16 protein-coding genes are annotated in these 16,080 nt (G+C 72.0%); 6 read left to right on the forward strand and 10 right to left on the reverse strand.

Features of this window, described 5'->3' with window-relative positions:
• Positions 1-12 precede the first annotated feature (12 nt).
• The 8 genes from acpS to ACWCO8_RS27095 all read right to left on the reverse strand — a co-directional run bounded on the left by acpS (position 13) and on the right by ACWCO8_RS27095 (position 7,617).
• Positions 13-447: a holo-ACP synthase gene (gene acpS / locus ACWCO8_RS27060; protein WP_362007459.1), complete on the reverse strand. Its 435-nt coding sequence runs from the start codon at positions 445-447 to the stop codon at positions 13-15.
• Between the two features lies 1 nt (position 448).
• Positions 449-1,315 (reverse strand): hypothetical protein, encoded by an 867-nt coding sequence (locus ACWCO8_RS27065; protein WP_451034446.1) that lies wholly within the window; start codon positions 1,313-1,315, stop codon positions 449-451.
• A gap of 92 nt (positions 1,316-1,407) precedes the next feature.
• Complete coding sequence (locus tag ACWCO8_RS27070; protein WP_451034447.1) at positions 1,408-2,301, reverse strand: diiron oxygenase; 894 nt, start codon at positions 2,299-2,301, stop codon at positions 1,408-1,410.
• 45 nt (positions 2,302-2,346) lie between these two features.
• Positions 2,347-3,390: a methyltransferase domain-containing protein gene (locus ACWCO8_RS27075; RefSeq protein ID WP_451034448.1), complete on the reverse strand. Its 1,044-nt coding sequence runs from the start codon at positions 3,388-3,390 to the stop codon at positions 2,347-2,349.
• The gene (locus ACWCO8_RS27080) at positions 3,387-4,229 is read right to left on the reverse strand and encodes a class I SAM-dependent methyltransferase (protein WP_451034449.1); all 843 of its coding nucleotides are present in this window, start codon (positions 4,227-4,229) and stop codon (positions 3,387-3,389) included. The genes ACWCO8_RS27075 and ACWCO8_RS27080 overlap by 4 nt, the downstream gene beginning before the upstream one ends.
• A 50-nt stretch (positions 4,230-4,279) precedes the next feature.
• A complete protein-coding gene (locus ACWCO8_RS27085; RefSeq protein WP_451034450.1) occupies positions 4,280-4,795 on the reverse strand; it encodes a MaoC family dehydratase in 516 nt (171 codons plus the stop codon).
• Positions 4,796-4,886: 91 nt separating this feature from the next.
• Positions 4,887-6,095: a trans-sulfuration enzyme family protein gene (locus ACWCO8_RS27090; RefSeq protein WP_451034451.1), complete on the reverse strand. Its 1,209-nt coding sequence runs from the start codon at positions 6,093-6,095 to the stop codon at positions 4,887-4,889.
• A gap of 82 nt (positions 6,096-6,177) precedes the next feature.
• Entirely contained in the window at positions 6,178-7,617 is a 1,440-nt protein-coding gene (locus tag ACWCO8_RS27095; RefSeq protein WP_451034452.1) for an MFS transporter, read from the reverse strand.
• A 110-nt stretch (positions 7,618-7,727) separates the two neighbouring features.
• On the opposite strand from ACWCO8_RS27095, the gene ACWCO8_RS27100 reads away from it, so the two are divergent.
• The 4 genes from ACWCO8_RS27100 (at position 7,728) to ACWCO8_RS27115 (ending at position 13,264) form a co-directional block, all read left to right on the forward strand.
• Entirely contained in the window at positions 7,728-8,378 is a 651-nt protein-coding gene (locus ACWCO8_RS27100) for an HD domain-containing protein (protein WP_451034453.1), read from the forward strand.
• Between the two features lie 185 nt (positions 8,379-8,563).
• A complete protein-coding gene (locus tag ACWCO8_RS27105; protein ID WP_451034454.1) occupies positions 8,564-10,765 on the forward strand; it encodes an FG-GAP repeat domain-containing protein in 2,202 nt (733 codons plus the stop codon).
• Between the two features lie 213 nt (positions 10,766-10,978).
• Positions 10,979-12,190 carry a Cmx/CmrA family chloramphenicol efflux MFS transporter gene (locus tag ACWCO8_RS27110; protein ID WP_451034575.1) on the forward strand — a complete coding sequence of 404 codons (1,212 nt, stop codon included), beginning with the start codon at positions 10,979-10,981 and terminating at the stop codon, positions 12,188-12,190.
• Positions 12,191-12,232: 42 nt separating this feature from the next.
• Positions 12,233-13,264: a hypothetical protein gene (locus ACWCO8_RS27115; protein WP_451034455.1), complete on the forward strand. Its 1,032-nt coding sequence runs from the start codon at positions 12,233-12,235 to the stop codon at positions 13,262-13,264.
• Positions 13,265-13,346: 82 nt separating this feature from the next.
• Here the strand turns inward: ACWCO8_RS27115 and ACWCO8_RS27120 are convergent, their stop codons facing one another.
• Positions 13,347-13,631 (reverse strand): DUF4031 domain-containing protein, encoded by a 285-nt coding sequence (locus ACWCO8_RS27120; RefSeq protein WP_362007484.1) that lies wholly within the window; start codon positions 13,629-13,631, stop codon positions 13,347-13,349.
• On the reverse strand, positions 13,628-13,984 hold the full coding sequence (locus ACWCO8_RS27125; RefSeq protein ID WP_451034456.1) for a hypothetical protein: 357 nt from the start codon (positions 13,982-13,984) through the stop codon (positions 13,628-13,630). The genes ACWCO8_RS27120 and ACWCO8_RS27125 overlap by 4 nt, the downstream gene beginning before the upstream one ends.
• Positions 13,985-14,232: 248 nt before the next feature.
• On the opposite strand from ACWCO8_RS27125, the gene ACWCO8_RS27130 reads away from it, so the two are divergent.
• Positions 14,233-15,081, forward strand: a complete 849-nt coding sequence (locus ACWCO8_RS27130) for a MurR/RpiR family transcriptional regulator (RefSeq protein WP_362007885.1) — start codon at positions 14,233-14,235, stop codon at positions 15,079-15,081.
• 35 nt (positions 15,082-15,116) lie between these two features.
• Positions 15,117-16,049: an N-acetylmuramic acid 6-phosphate etherase gene (murQ, locus tag ACWCO8_RS27135; protein WP_451034457.1), complete on the forward strand. Its 933-nt coding sequence runs from the start codon at positions 15,117-15,119 to the stop codon at positions 16,047-16,049.
• Positions 16,050-16,080: the final 31 nt, after the last annotated feature.

Raw genomic sequence — 16,080 nt, forward strand, 5'->3', positions numbered from 1 at the left:
GTGCTTCTCCTTCTAGGTGTGGGTGGGGGCTGCGATGAGCGGGGCGGCGACCGCCACCGCGTAGTCGACGTCGTGGCTGATGGACACCGTGATCTCGGTGATGCCGGTCTCGGCGGCCATCTCGGCGGCGCTCCGCCGCAGCTCCACCAGCGGCCAGCCGCCTTCGGAGCGCCGTACGACGATGTCCGTCCAGGGCAGGAACCTGCCCCGGACCCGGAGGGTCTTGAAGGCCGCCTCCTTGGCCGCGATCCGCCCGCACAGACTCAGTACGTCGAGTCCGGAGGAGGTGCGGCAGTCGGCGAGTTCGCCGGGGGTGAGCATCCGCTCGAAGAACGTCTCGCCGTACTCGGCGAGCAGGCGGCGGACGCGGGTGACGGACACGATGTCCATGCCGAGGCTCGGCAGGGCCAGGCCGCCCGCCGGCGGGGCGACGGGACGGGCCGGCACGTCAGCTCACCGGCCCGACCGCGGTACGTGCCTCCGCCACGGCCCGGGTGGCCGTGGACCAGTCGCCGTGGCGGCGGGTCAGCGCGGACAGCCAGCGTTCGAGGCCGAAGGCGACGCAGCTGGTGAACGCCGGGCCGCCGGTCGACTCCAGGGTGATGGCGCAGCGGTCGCCGAAGAAGTTGCGGTGCGTGTTGACGGAGGCGATCGCCAGGTCCTCGTACAGGAACTCGTGCTTCACCGGCGTGAGGCGGGCGAGCACCGCCTTGGAGCCGCCCTTGTCGAAGAACGGGTCGCAGGCGGCCTCCTTGCGCAGCGGCAGGTCGAGCGCGGCCGCGAAGGCGTGGATGCGCTCGGTGAAGTCGCACAGGTGCGTCTCGGCGTGCTCGCGCGAGCCGATGGCGACGATCTCCCGCATACGGAAGCCGAGTTGGCGCCGCATGCCCTCGTAGTGGGTCTCCTTGCGGAAGCACCAGGAGCAGACGGTCACCAGCGCGTCGTCGGCGACCTGCCGGCCCTGGTGGTCCAGGTAGACGGCGTAACAGGACGCCGAGGGCAGGCCGAGCGCGGCGGGCTGGAGCGCGTCGCACGGGAAGCAGCCGTTGTCGTCGCAGTAGATGCCGGAGGCCTCGCGGCGCTCCAGGGAGAGCGGGGCGGCGACGACGGCCTGGTGGGGGAAGTTGTCGTAGTAGTCGAGCCGGGCCAGGTCGGCGACCGGCAGGAGCGGGGGCATGGTCATCGGGCGGGCGCCGGCGGCCACGCCCCAGCTCTCGAAGGTGTCGTCGAGGAGCCGCAGCAGGGCGGTCGCCTCGGGGCCCAGGGAGGGAAGCCCCCTGGTCTCCCCGGCGGTCGCGGGGGCGGTCACGGTCATGATCGGTGCACCTCTCGGGTGGGAGGGCCTTGGGATGTCTGGGATGCGTGCGAGGCCTGGGCGATGGCTGTGAGGCCTGGGATGCCTGGGCCTCAGACGACGGGCAGGGTGTCGTCGGAGAAGATCCCGGTCTTCAGGAAGAAGGCGAGCGGCTTGCGGATGGCCTTGCGCTCGTACGGGCGGCGGCGCTCGTCGGCGACCAGCGCGTTGCGCAGGGCCAGCGGGTCGGCGATGCCGGCGTCGCGGTAGACGTGCGGGTTGTAGAGGGAGTTGACGCTGTAGACGACGTACCGCTTGAGGTACGCCTCGACCTCCGCGACCCGCGCCGCGGGGACCGACTCGCGCATCCGGGTGAAGAGCAGCGAGACGAGCTCGCGGCCGAAGGCGATGTGGCGGGACTCGTCCTGGTGGTGGATGCGGTTGACCTCGCGGATGGTGTGGCAGAGGGACTCGTCCTGCGCCATCCGGGTGTTGTAGTGGTCGACCAGCTCCTCGAAGAAGAGGATGCGGGCGAAGACGAGGAAGTTCTCGACCTCCGGCTCCCACGCGGAGTCGGCGCGCATGGCGGTGGAGCCGTAGATCTTGTGGCCGTAGCGCCGGCAGAACTCGGCGAAGAACCACATGTGTTCGTTCTCCTCACCGATGAAGTGGTGGAAGAAGTCGGACGGCACCTCGAAGCCGGGCATGTGGATCCGGCCGACGACCTCGATGAGCAGCTCGCGGATGCCGTGCACGTTGAGGCTGTAGAAGTTGATCGACTCCCACTTCGACAGCCTCTGGATCGTCGCCTCACCCAGCTCGTCGAAGTGCGGGGTGCCGTACACGGTGAGCAGCTCGGGGGTCATCCACAGCTGCTTCTCCTCCAGCCGGTCCGGCCAGTCGAACTGCTGGTAGGGGTTGTAGTACTCCTCGATGGAGCGGGAGCTGAGCCGCTCCAGGACCTCCATGAACCGGTCGGTGACGGGCAGGGGGGCGCTGACGCCCATGGGAACTCCTCGCTGAGGGTCGGGGGTGGGCCTTGTCCGGTGCGGTTACGGCCGGACTTCGTAGACCGCGTTGACCGGGGTCTCGGTGGCGCGCCGCCAGCGGGTGAAGCCGGCCTCCTCGGCGATGGCGCGGAAGGCCGTCTCGCCGGAGTGGTTGCCGAGCGCGTGCGGGCCGCGCTGGGCGACGGCCACGGGCAGGCACATCACGGCGGACAGGGCCATGAACATGCGGGCGGCGGGGGTACGGGTGTCGATGTCGGCGGGCGAGACGTTCGACTCGACGAGCATCCAGGTGCCGTCCCCGTCGAGGGACTTGTGGACGTGCTGGGCGGCGGCGACCGGGTCGCCCATGTCGTGCAGGGCGTTGAAGAAGGTCACCAGGTCGTAGCCGGAGCCCGGGTAGTCGTCGGCGGCGGCGACCTCGAAGACGACCCGGTCGGAGAGGCCGGCCTCCTCGGCGAGCTGCCGGGCGATCGAGACGGCCTCCTCGGAGTAGTCGAAGCCGTGGACGGTCGCCGCGGGGAAGGCCTTGGCGATGAGGAGGGTGGTGTGCCCGACACCGCAGCCGACGTCGGCGACGGTCCCGCCGCCCGCGAGCTTCTCGGTGACCCCGTGCAGCGCCGGCAGCCAGTCGGGGACGAGCTTGTGCTCGTACGTCGGCTGGAAGAAGGAGCCCATGCCGGTGTCGAGGGCCGCGTCGTGCTCGGCCCAGCCGACGCCGTCGCCGGTGCGGTACGCGTCGACGAGCAGGTCCTCGGTGGCGTACAGCGCCTTGAGGGCGGTGAAGAACCCGGCGGCGAAGGTGACGGCCTTCGGGTCGGCGAGCACGGCGACATGGTCGGCGGGGAGCGTGTACGTGCCGGCGCTCGGGTGGCGCTCGACGTACCCGGCGGAGAGCTGGGCGTGCAGCCACTCCTCGATGTAGCGGGGGTTGGTGCCGGTCCGCTCGGCGAGCCGGGCGGCGGTCGTCGGGCCGTGTGCGGCAAGGGCCTTGTAGAGGCCGAGGCGTTCGCCGAGGGCGACGGTCAGGCCGCGAACGGCGGCGCCGGCGTCGGTGATGACCTGCTGGTGGAAGTCGTGGGCGCTCATGAGGCCTGCTCCTGTCCCTGAGTCGGAAGGTCGCAGGTGAAGAGGAAGGACCGCGGTACGCGCGGGACGGTGCGAGCCGGGACCCGGTAGGGCCAGCGGCCGAAGTCGGCGCCCTCCTCACCGGGCTGCCTGACCTCCCGTACGTCCCAGCCGCAGTCGGTGAGCAGCGCCTCGGGCTCCTCGGTGCCGAAGAGCCAGGGATTGCCGTCCTCCTTCAGGGCGTTGAGGAAGGGACGGGAGAGCGGGTTGTCCAGGGCGGCGCGGGAGATGACGTCGCCGAGCAGTACGGAGCCGGGCGCGGCGTGCGCGGAGAGCGTCGAGATGAGGGTCCGTACGGCCTGCTCGGGCAGGAAGAACAGCAGCCCTTCGACCACCCACAGGACGGGCTCGTCGCTCTTCCAGCCCGCCTCCTTCAGCGGTCCCGTCCAGTCCTGGGTCAGGTCGACGGGGACGGTGACGCGGGTGCGTCCGGCCGGGAGCGGCTCGTCGGCGAGCATGTCCGCCTTGGCGTCGAGGAGGGCGGGGCGGTCGAGTTCGTAGACGGTGACGCCGTCGGGCCAGGGCAGCCGGAAGAAGCGGGTGTCCATGCCGGCGGCGAGGAAGACGACCTGGCGGATGCCGCGCTCCTCGACCGCCTTGACGACGGCCCGGTCCAGGTAGGTGGTGCGGATGGCGAGGAACGGCACGGTGCCGGCCCCGGCGTAGCGCTCCAGGAGCTCGAAGCCGATCCGGTCGGCGACGGTGCGCGCGTAGGGATCGGCGAAGAGCCGGTCCTCGCGCTCGGTCTCCAGGGCGCGCGCGGCGGCGGTCCACTGGGCGGTGCGGGATACGGCCTCCACAGGAGGTCCCCCTTCACTTGGCGGTTGGGAGAGGATGCGGACGGCCGTGCTCAGGCACTCACGCGCGCACAGGCGACGGGATCCTCGGCCGCGGGCATCGACGACAGACGTGCGGCCTCGGCACCGGCGGGACGGCGCCGGAAGATACTGTGCAGGATCATGCTGAACACGGCCGTCCCGTCGGCGGCCACGAGCGTGCACCGCGGCTTGACGGTGCCGGTGGCGGGGTTGAACGGCGACGGGGTGGAGCCAAGGATCTCCACGCGGGCGGTGAGCACGTCGCCCGGGCGGACGGGCCGCAGATAGCGGACCTCGTCGATGCCGGGCGAGCCCAGGCAGGCGCTGTAGGCGAGCAGTCCGTCCACGTAACGGCGCATGAAGAGCGCCTGGGTGTGGAAGCCGCTGGCGATCAGGCCCCCGAACGAGGAGTTCTTCGCGAGCTCCTCGTCCGTGTGGAAGGGCTGCGGGTCGAAGCGCCGGCCGAACTCCAGCACCTCGTCCGTCGTGACGGTGACGGTGCCCAGTTCATGGACGTCGCCGGGCCGGAAGTCCTCGAAGTAGCGCATCGCGCTTCCCCCTTGACCTAGGAGAGATCGTTCCCTGGCAACACCCAATTTACGAATGGCTCGTTCTTTTTGTCAACCCAAAAGAAGCGCTCTAGGGTCGGCCCGTCGGTCCAGGCCGCTCAGCGAGAACCCGCTCGAAGTCCCCCCACAGGTCCTCGACGTCCTCGATCCCGACGGAGAGCCGTACGAGCCCCGGCGCTATCCCGGCCGCCGCCAACGCCCGTGCGTCCAGCTCGCGATGGGAGGTGGAGGCGGGGTGGGCGACGAGGCTCTCGACCCCGCCGAGGGAGAGCGCGAGCCGGGCGATCCGTACCCCCTCGATGAAGGCCCGGCCCGCCTCCCGCCCGCCGGCCAGCTCGACGGAGAGCAGCCCGCCGCCCCCGGAGAGCACCTTCCTCGCGGTGTCGTACGAGGGATGACCCGGGAGCCACGGGTAGTGGACGGCCGTGACGCGCGGATGCGCGGCGAACCGCTCGGCGAGCACGGCGGCGTTGGCGCAGGTCTCGCGTATCCGCAGCGGGAGCGTCTGGATCCCGCGCAGGGTGAGCCAGGCGGCGAACGGGTCCGCGCAGGCGCCCAGTTCGACGGTACGGGGCCAGATCCGGCGCCGTAACCCGTCGTCGGCGAAGACGGCGGCGCCGCCGAGGACGTCGGAGTGCCCGGAGAGGTACTTGGTCGTGGAGTGGACGACGACGTCGGCGCCGAGCTCCAGGGGGCGGCACAGGACGGGCGAGGCGAGGGAGTTGTCGACGACGGAGGTGATCCCGAGCCGACGGGCGACGGCGAGCAGCGCGGGCAGGTCGGGGACCTGGCCGGTGGGGTTGGCGATGGTCTCCAGGAGGAGGAGCGTGGGGACCCTTCCGTCGGCGGCCCGGCGCTCGACCTCACCCGGGTCGTCGCCGTCGACGTAGGCGACCTCGATCCCGTACCGGTCGGAGAGATCGGAGAGGACGGCGTACGTCCCGCCGTACAGGCAGCGCTGCGCGAGCACCCGGTCGCCGGGTCGCAGCAGGGCGAGGAGGACCCCGCTGATCGCGCCCATGCCGGACGCGAAGGCGAGCGCCCCGGCCCCGCCTTCGAGCCCGGCGAGGGTCTGCTCCAGGGCCCGTACGGTCGGATTGCCGCGCCTGCTGTACGCGTACGGCCCGTCGGGCCCCGCCATGGCCTCGGCGAGCGCGTCGGCGGAGTCGAAGGCGAAGGCCGAGGACTGCACGAGCGGCACGGAGAGGGGCCGACTGCCGGGCGGGGGCGGGTCGTTGACGACGTGGACGGCGCGGGTGCTGATGTGGTGGTGGCGCACGGCGGGTGCTTCCTTCCGGTACGGGGAAGGGGCCGCCCGATGAGATCGGACGGCCCCTGGAGGTGTTTTTCGTAGCGCTGTATCAGGCGGAGACCTTGTCGCCGCTGGGGGCGGACTCGGCCGGGGCGCCGGCGGCGAGGGCCTTGTCGCTCTTCATGACGAGGAGGGTGACGACACCGCCGACGGCGGCGATGACGGCGGCGCCGATGAAGGCGGCGGAGAAGCCGTCGGTGAGGGCCGGGAGGTCGCCGAGCTGGTCCGCGCCCTGGGACATGGCGAGGGCGGTGAGCGCGGCGAGACCGAGGGCGGAGCCGACGTTGTAGGTGGTGTTGACGATGCCGGAGGCGAGACCGGCCTGCTCCTGCGGGGCGCCGGACATCGCGGCGATCATCGCCGGGATGTAGGCGAGGGACATGCCGAGCGCGGCGACCAGCGAGGCGGGCAGGACGTCGACGAGGAAGGTGCCGGTCGGCGGGACGGCGGCGAGCCAGACGAGCCCGGCCGCGAGGACCAGCAGACCGCCCGCGATCAGCGGCTTGGCACCGTAACGGCCCATGAGGCGGGCGGTGATGGCCGTCATGAAGATCATCAGCAGGACGGTCATCGGGAGCAGGGCCGCGCCGGAGGCGAAGGCGCCGTAGCCGAGGACCTGCTGGAGGTAGAGGTTGAGGAAGTACCACATCGGGATCCACGCGGCGCCGAGCAGCGTCATCGCCAGGTTGGCCGAGCCGAGGCGCGGGATCCGCCACACGCCGAGCGGCATGAGCGGCTCGCGGACGGACTTCTGGATCACGAAGAAGAGGACGAGCAGGGCCGCTGCGCCGACGAGCTGGAGAACGGTACCGGTGGAGCCCCAGCCGACCTCGGGGGCGCGGACGACGGCGAAGACGGCGAGCGCGAGACCGGCGGTGACGGCGACGGCGCCGAGGACGTCGACGGAGCCGCGGCGGGACTCGACGGGCGGGAGGACCTTGGTGGCGGCGAGGGTGGCGAGGCCGATGGGGATGTAGATGATGAAGACCCACTGCCAGCTCATCCACTCGGTGAAGACACCGCCGAGGAACACGCCCGCGGTACCGCCGGCGGGGGCGGCGGCGCCGTAGAGCGCCATCGCCTTGCCGAGCTCCTTCGGGTCGTGCATGAAGAGGATCATCAGCAGGGTCATGGCGGAGGGCGCGATGAGCGCGCCGCCGACGCCCTGGACGGCACGGCCGGCGATCTCGACCCAGGCGGTCTGCGCGGCGGCCGCGAGGACCGAACCGGCGATCATCACCACCCAGCCGGTGACGAAGATCCGGCGGGCACCGAGGAGATCGGAGAGCCGCCCGCCGAGCAGCAGAAGCCCACCGAACACGATCACGTACGCGTTGAAGATCCACTGCAGCTCGCTCTGCGAGAAGCCCAGGTCCTTCTGCATCTCGGGCAGCGCGACGCCGATGATCGAGGTGTCCATGATGACCATGAACTGAGCGGCGGCGAGCACGACAAGTGCCCACCAGCGCCGGGGATTGACGGTTGACATTGCCCTGCTCCTTCGCTCGACGCATACCCCTAGGGGGTACCTTCGCGGAGCACCGTAGCATACCCATGGGGGGTATGTAAGACGGAGCGGATCCGGGGGATGATCCCCCCATGACCGCAGACGTGGACCCCGCACTCCTCGCACGCTGGACCTCGACGCTGCTTGCGGCACGGGGAGGCGACGAAGGCCCGCCCCCGGAGCCGTACGGCAGGAACCTGCTGGCGCGCTGGTCGGAGCCGCAGCGCAGGTACCACACGGTCGACCACCTGCGGGCGGTCCTGGACCGCATCGACGAACTGCCGCACGACGGCGCTGACTTGGAGCTGATCAGGCTGGCGGCCTGGTTCCACGACGCGGTCTACCGCCCGGACCGCTCCGAGAACGAGGAGCGCTCGGCGACCCTGGCCGAGAAGGCCCTGACGGAGGCCGGCCTGGGCGCGCACGAGGTCGCGGAGGTGGCCCGCCTGGTCCACCTCACGGTGACGCACGACCCGGCGGGAGGCGACGTCAACGGCGAGATCCTGTGCGACGCGGACCTGGCGATCCTGGCGACGGACGAGGGTACGTACGGGGGGTATGTGCGGGCGGTCCGCGAGGAGTACGCCTTCGTCCCGGACGACGCCTTCCGCCAGGGCCGCGCGGCTGTCCTCCGCCAACTCCTCGCCCTGCCACGGCTGTTCCGTACTGAGTACGGGGCGGCGCGCTGGGAGGCGCGGGCGCGACGGAACGTGGAGGGGGAGCTGGCGGGGCTTGAGGCCTGACGGCCGGGAGGTCTGACGGCTCGGAGGCCTGACAGCTCGGAGGCCTGACGACTGGGAAGCCTGACGGCTGGGAAGCCTGGCGGAGAGTTTTCGATCTTCGTGCAACCATTCGCTGTTTCGTGAGTCCCATCAGGTGGCGCCTGGTGCGCCCGCACACTTCTGCGCATCTGAGGGAGAAACCGCACGTGCCCCACGCTCGCTCGACCCGGCGTCGGCTCCTCGCCGCCGCCACCACCGTTCTCGCCGTCACACTCGGGGCGGGCACGCTGACCGCCCTCCCGGCGGCCGCCGCCGACGCGGCGAACGGCGGCGTGGCCTCGAAGGCGGACGCTCCGGCGACGCCGGTCCCCTTCCCGAAGGACACCAAGCTGATGGACGCCGGCCTGACCGGCTTCCTCGGGCGCACCGGGACCACCTGGGAGAAGCGCTGGACGCGCTACACCGGTGGCCCCTCACAGGCCTACGACTGGGGCACGCTCCTGCGCTCCTCACGGACCACGGACTACCTGGTCTTCCCCGGGGGGAGCTACAAGGTCACGCTCCGGAACCTGACCACGATGTCGGTGCTCGAGGTCCCCGTGGGGTCGTCGGCCGGCGGCGCCAGGTACATCGGCTCGGCCGCCAACGCGGTGTTCACCAAGTCCGCGGACGGCACGACCGTACGGATGCACCGGCACGACACGGAGGGCGGCACGGTGACCGTGACGGGTCTCCCGGCCGGTGCGACCGAGATCGCCGTCGCCCCGGGCACGCCCGAGGACGCGCTCGTCACCTTCACCGACGGCACGGCGAAGAAGTGGGGCCTGCTCGACCTCGCCACCGGCGCCCTCGACGAGATCCACGACCGGACCGCGGGCTCGGCGGGTGGCGACATCGCCGTCTCCGAGACGCACGTCGCCTGGACCGAGGGCGACGAGACCGGACGCCCGATGGTGTTCCTCCTGGACCGCGCCGCGGACAAGGTCCAGGTGATCCCGATCGACACGGCCTGGACGAGCGACCTCCAGATCGGCCTGGTCGGCGGCTGGGTCGTGTACGGCGAGGCGGGCGGAATCTCCAACGGCGACGTCAACCCGCTGTACGCCCTCACCGCCTACGACCCGGCGACCGGCGCGAAGGTCAAGCTCCTCGACCACCTGACCTCGTCCGCCACCGCCCCCGACGGCCTCTACGTACGCGGTGGCACCGTCGCCCAGGGCGAGGGCCTCTACAAGCTCGTGCGCGGTGCGGCCGGCGCGGCTCCCGTCGTCACCCTGGTGGCGAGCACCGGCGAGCCCACCCACGCCGTCATCGGCGGCAACGACATCCCCGCCACCGTCGACCTCGGCAAGAACGGCGGAAGGGCGAGCTTCACCTGGCAGGTCTCCCGGACCAGCGTCGAGGCGACGATCACCCTGCGCCACGTCCGGACCGGACAGACCCGTGAGTTCGTCCGGAGCCACCCGTACACCCCGAGCGTGACGGTCGACTGGGACGGCCAGATCGGTGCGGCCTTCACCAGCGCGTACAACGGCGACTACACCTGGCACATGACCGTGGAGCCGCTCAACGGCATCGGCCCGGCCACCTCCGCCTCCGGCAGCTTCAAGGTCGCCCGGAAGACCGTGCCGCACGACTTCGACGACAACGGCAGCGCGGACGTCCTCTTCCGCGACACCTCGGGCAAGCTCTGGAGGAGCGACACCACCTACTACCGGGAGTTCAACCAGCTGACGGCCGACGCGCGGCAGTCGCTCGGCGGCGGCTGGAACATCTACGACAAGATCGAGGCGACGGGCAACCTCGGTGGCTCCGCCGTCGGCGACCTCGTGGCCCGGGACAAGGCCGGTCTGCTCTGGCTCTACCAGGGAACCGGCACGGGCGGCTTCGCCACCCGCGTGAAGGTCGGCACCGGCTGGCAGATCTACGACAAGATCGCGGCCGGCAGCGACCTGACCGGGGACGGGCGTCCCGACCTCGTCGCCACCGACAAGGCCGGCGCGCTCTGGCTCTACAAGGGCACCGGCTCCGCGACCGCCCCGTTCTCCGGGCGGACGAAGATCGGCAGCGGCTGGGGGATCTACAACGACCTCGTGGCCGTCGGCGACATCGCGGGCGGACCGGCGGGCGACCTCTTCGCCCGGGACAAGGCCGGTGTCCTCTGGCTGTACCTGGGCAAGGGCGACGGCACCTTCACGGCGCGTACGAGGGTCGGCGCGGGCTGGGGCGCGTTCAGCCAGCTCGTCGGCATCGGCGACGGCGACCGGGACGGCCGCCCGGACCTCCTGGCGACGAGCCCGTCGGGCCAGAAGTTCTACCGGGGTACGGGCGACTGGCGCGCCCCGATGCGCGGCGGCCTGTTGGCCTCCGTGCCGTGGGCGAGCGACGCGGGCAACCTCGTCTTCTGAGCTGACTCCGGTGAACCACGACGACGCCGGTCCCACCCCCATCGGGGGCGGGGCCGGCGTCTTCGTCCGTATCGCGAGACACTCCTCCCCCGGGGAATGACAGGGGTGACCTGCGGGTTGACGCATGTCATGCCGTCAACCCCCGCCGAGCCCGCCGTCCCCTCCCCCGCGCCTTCCCCCGGGTCCTCCCCCACCCCCACCGCCGCCACCCGCATGCCGCTGGCCGTCTACATCCTCGGCCTCTCCGTCTTCGCGCTCGGCACCAGCGAATTCATGCTGTCCGGGCTGCTGCCGCCCATCGCCGACGACATGAACGTGTCCATACCCCGGGCGGGACTCCTCATCTCGGCCTTCGCGATCGGCATGGTCGTCGGCGCCCCGCTGCTCGCCGTCGCGACCCTCCGGCTCCCGCGCAAGACGACGCTCGTGACCCTGATCACGGTCTTCGGCCTCGGCCAGGTCGCCGGCGCGCTCGCGCCGAACTACGCCGTCCTCTTCGCCTCGCGGGTCCTGAGCGCGCTCGCGTGCGCCGGCTTCTGGGCGGTCGGGGCGGCGGTCGCCATCGCGATGGTGCCGGTGAGTTCGCGGGCCCGCGCGATGGCGGTCATGATCGGCGGCCTCTCCATCGCCAACGTCCTCGGTGTCCCGGCGGGCGCCTTCCTCGGCGAGCACCTCGGCTGGCGGGCCGCGTTCTGGGCGGTCGGCGTGGCCTCGGCGATCGCGCTGGTGGGCGTGGTCACCCGGATCCCGCACATCCCGCTCCCGGAGACGAAGCCGCGCCTCAAGGGGGAGCTGGCGATCTACCGGGACCGGCAGGTACTGCTGTCGATCGTGATCACGGCGCTCGCGGCGGGCGGCGTCTTCTGCGCGTTCTCGTACCTCGCGCCGGTCATCACGGACGTGGCCGGGATCGACGCGCGCTGGGTCTCCGCGATCCTCGGCCTCTTCGGCATCGGCGCGCTGATCGGTACGACGATCGGCGGCCGGGTCGCGGACGCGCACCTCTTCGGGGTCCTGCTCAGCGGCGTCACGGCCTCGACGGTCTTCCTGGTCGCCCTGGCCCTCTTCGCCTCCAGCCCGGTCGCGGTGATCGCGCTCTCGTTCCTGCTCGGCGTCTCGGCCTTCTACACGGCCCCCGCCCTCAACGCCCGCATGTTCAACGTGGCCGGCGCCGCCCCGACCCTCGCGGGCGCCACGACGACGGCCGCCTTCAACCTGGGCAACACGGCGGGCCCCTGGCTCGGCGGCACCACGATCGACGCGAACCTCGGCTTCGCCTCGACGGCCTGGGCGGGCGCGGCGATGACGGTGGTCGCCCTGGGCACGGTGGCCCTCTCGCTCCGGCTGACCAAGTCCCGCCCCTCCCGCGTCGTGTTCGGCGCCTCCGCACAGGAGCCGGAGAAGTCCCGCGTATCGTCACGCTGATCCCGACCGACGGGGTCCACGCACACGGGACCGGGGAGCTCAGTGATACGCAACAGGATGTGGGCGGCGGCGAAGACGGCGGGAAAGACCGCCGGGGCAGCGGCGGGGGCGGTCGTGTTCGCCCTCGCGGGAACGGTGTCCGGCGCGGCGCCCGCCACCGCCGCGTCGGCGGACTTCACGTACGAGGTGACGCGGAACGCCGACACGTACAAGGACGTGCCGGGCACCGAGATCGCGTTCAGCGCGGCCGCGGGGGAGAAGTCGTACCTGTGGTCCCGGCACTTCCTGGTCGACCCCGTCGACACGCTCTCGGCCGGTGACAACATCGGCAACACCTTCGCGATCCGCTGCCGCGACGCGGACGGGACCGCGCTGCCGACCGGCACCGAGGGCGGGGCCTACTGGGCGGCGAACCTGGTGCCGTCGATCGAGGCCTCGCTGACCGCCTCCCTGCGCTGGGTGTTCGTCGCGCCCGCGGACGGCGACTACACCTGCCGCCTGTCGGTCGTCTCGTACTCCTCGATCATCCAGGGCGGCCGTACCGTCACCATGCGCGTGCCGGCCGGCGCCGAGCTGGCCCGCAAGACCACTGCCGACTACCCCACCATCGCCCGCTGGACCCTGCTCCAGGGGACCGGCGTCACGGTCGCCCGGGCCACGACTGCCACCACCCTCGGCTACACCGTCACCCCGACGGGCGCCCCCACCATCTCCCTCTACCAGGACGCCGCGCTCTCGACCTGCGCGGCCGGCTCCTCGATCTGCTCCGGCGGGACCAGCGCCTACACCGGCACCACCGTCGAGACCTGGGTCGAGGCCCAGCCCCGCAACCCCGACGGCTCGCTGTGCGGCGGCCCGATCACGGGTCCGGTCGCGCGCTGGAACATCTCCAACGCCAAGCACCACCAGACGGCGGCGAACACGCTCACGCTCACCACCGCGCAGCTCGGCGGCTGCAGCCAGGTCCGTACGACGCTGAAGGTACGGAACGTCGACGGCAATCCGGTCAAGATCCACGACGGCCACGCCACGGACGAACTGACGGCGACGCACGGCGCGGCGATCACCTACTGAGTACGAGCCCCGGCGGGGGCGGGGCGGGTCCGGACCCGGCTCTGTACGGGGCCGGGCAGGGCTCTGTACAGGGCCGGGCCCGTCAGGCCTCCGCCGGCCAGTCCTCCGGGCGCCCCTTCGGGCGGCGCAGCCCCGCCTCCGTGATGAGGCGTACGAGTTCCTTCGAGCCGACCTCGACCGCGCCCGCCGCCACCGCGTCCGCGTAGCGGTCGGACGGGATGTCGTAGTGGTCGCGCTCGAAGGCGCGGGGCGGGGCGCCGATCGCGGCGGCGAAGGCGTGGAGTTCGTCGTGGGAGACGTCGCTGACCAGGTGGGACCACATGCGGCCGTGGCCGGGCCAGGTCGGCGGGTCGATGTAGAGGGTCACGTCAGTCCGCCCACCGGGGCGACGACCACGCCGGCCTTGCCGCAGACCCAGTGCGGGTCGGGGCCGAGTTCGGGTTCGACGTCCAGGGCGTGCGGGTCGCCCGTGGGGCAGACGGGGCAGAGGGGCCAGCGTCCGTACCGTTCCAGGAGGGCGTCCTGGACGTCCTGGGCGACGAGCCCTGCGACGTACTCGGTGCCTTCGGGCCACTGCTCGACCCACCAACGGCGGTGCGTGACGGCGTCCTCGACCATCGACACGACCTCGGCGGCGGCCACGTCGCGCGCCGCGAGATCGGCGAGGACCAGGGCGCGGGCGGCGTGCAGGGCCTGCTCCAGAGGGTCGATGTCGTCCATGCGCACATTGTCACCCGACAAGCCTCAGGGGCGAAGGTCCCGTCCGCATCCGGGACCCTCGGGGTCTTGACGCCCCCCGCGCCCGAAAATATCTTTCAGGTGTGACCAATGACGTGAAGGAAAGTTTCAGCGGCCAGGTGCCCGCGCCCGGGGCCCCGACCTCAGGGCCGCCCTCCACCGCGTCCACCCCCAGCCCCGGCCAGACCACCGAGGCCGCCCCGCCCGCTCCCGCCGCGCTCGCGGCCAAGGTGCGGACGCTCGCGCCCTCCATGACCCGCTCGATGCAGCGCGTCGCCGAGGCCGTCGCCGGGGACCCGGCCGGCTGCGCCGCCCTCACCGTCACGGGCCTCGCCGAGCTCACCGGCACCAGCGAGGCGACCGTCGTCCGCACCGCCCGCCTCCTCGGCTACCCCGGCTACCGCGACCTGCGCCTCGCCCTCGCCGGCCTCGCCGCGCAGCAGCAGTCCGGCCGGGCGCCCGCGGTCACCGCCGACATCGCCGTGGACGACCCGATCGCGGACGTCGTCGCCAAGCTCGCGTACGACGAGCAGCAGACCCTCGCCGACACCGCCGCGGGGCTGGACACCGTCCAGCTCGGCGCGGCCGTGGCCGCCCTCGCCGGCGCCCGCCGCATCGACGTGTACGGCGTCGGCGCCTCCGGCCTCGTCGCCCAGGACCTCGTCCAGAAGCTCCTCCGCATCGGCCTCCTCGCGCACGCGCACAGCGACCCGCACCTGGCCGTGACCAACGCCGTGCAGCTCCGCTCCGGCGACGTCGCCATCGCGATCACGCACTCCGGTTCGACCGGCGACGTCATAGAACCCCTCCGCGTCGCCTTCGACCACGGCGCCACCACGGTCGCGATCACCGGCCGCCCGGACGGTCCCGTGACGCAGTACGCCGACCACATCCTCACCACCTCCACCGCCCGCGAGAGCGAACTGCGCCCCGCGGCCATGTCGTCCCGTACCAGCCAACTCCTGGTCGTGGACTGCCTGTTCACCTGCGTCACCCAACGTACGTACGAGACGGCGGCCCCTGCCCTCGCGGCCTCGTACGAAGCCCTGGCCCACCGCCACTCCCCCCGCACCCGCTGACCAGAGCCCCGCCAGAGCCCCCGAAAGAGCCGCACGTGTCTTCTGCTTCCTCAGCTACGTACTCCGAACTGCGCGCCCAGCTGGCCACCCTCGCCACCGAGGCGTTCCGTCCCGAGCTCGCGGAGATCGACCAGCTCCCGACGCTCGAGATCGCCCGCACGATGAACGCCGAGGACCAGACCGTCCCGGCCGCCGTCGCGGAGCGGCTGCCGCTGATCGCGGCCGCGATCGACGCCACCGCCGCCCGTATGGCACGCGGCGGCCGCCTGATCTACGCGGGCGCGGGCACGGCCGGCCGACTCGGCGTCCTCGACGCCAGCGAGTGCCCGCCCACCTTCAACACCGACCCGACAGAGGTCGTCGGCCTGATCGCGGGCGGCCCGTCGGCGATGGTGAAGGCGGTGGAGGGCGCGGAGGACTCGCGCGAACTCGCCGCAGCCGACCTCGACGAGCTCGGCCTCACCCCGAACGACACGGTGGTGGGGATCTCCGCCTCGGGCCGCACCCCGTACGCCATCGGCGCCGTCGAACACGCCCGAGCGGCGGGCGCGTTGACGATCGGGCTGTCCTGCAACGCGGACAGCGGACTGGCGGCGGCGGCCGAGCACGGCATCGAGATCGTCACGGGCCCCGAACTCCTCACCGGCTCCACGCGCTTGAAGGCGGGCACGGCCCAGAAGCTGGTCCTCAACATGATCTCGACGATCACGATGATCCGGCTGGGCAAGACGTACGGAAACCTGATGGTGGACGTCCGCGCCTCCAACGACAAGCTCCAGGCCCGCTCGCGCCGGATCGTCTCGCTCGCCACCGGCGCGCCGGACGAGCAGATCGAGAGCGCGCTCGCCGAGGCGGACGGCGAGGTGAAGACCGCGATCCTGATGATCCTGGCCGACATCGATGCCAAGACCGCCGACCAGCGACTCCGCGACTCGAAGGGCCACCTCCGAGCAGCCCTGACCCCGTAGTACCCGCTCCCCCCTCCCCCGCACAGCAAGG

The organism is Streptomyces sp. NPDC001927, from assembly GCF_053594455.1.

Coding starts and splice junctions, on each gene's coding strand:
- ACWCO8_RS27065 (WP_451034446.1), bottom strand. CDS start 1,315: ATGACCGTGACCGCCCCCGCGACCGCCGGGGAGACCAGGGGGCTTCCC.
- ACWCO8_RS27075 (WP_451034448.1), bottom strand. CDS start 3,390: ATGAGCGCCCACGACTTCCACCAGCAGGTCATCACCGACGCCGGCGCC.
- ACWCO8_RS27125 (WP_451034456.1), bottom strand. CDS start 13,984: ATGGACGACATCGACCCTCTGGAGCAGGCCCTGCACGCCGCCCGCGCC.
- ACWCO8_RS27085 (WP_451034450.1), bottom strand. CDS start 4,795: ATGCGCTACTTCGAGGACTTCCGGCCCGGCGACGTCCATGAACTGGGC.
- ACWCO8_RS27070 (WP_451034447.1), bottom strand. CDS start 2,301: ATGGGCGTCAGCGCCCCCCTGCCCGTCACCGACCGGTTCATGGAGGTC.
- ACWCO8_RS27100 (WP_451034453.1), top strand. CDS start 7,728: ATGACCGCAGACGTGGACCCCGCACTCCTCGCACGCTGGACCTCGACG.
- ACWCO8_RS27110 (WP_451034575.1), top strand. CDS start 10,979: ATGCCGCTGGCCGTCTACATCCTCGGCCTCTCCGTCTTCGCGCTCGGC.
- ACWCO8_RS27095 (WP_451034452.1), bottom strand. CDS start 7,617: ATGTCAACCGTCAATCCCCGGCGCTGGTGGGCACTTGTCGTGCTCGCC.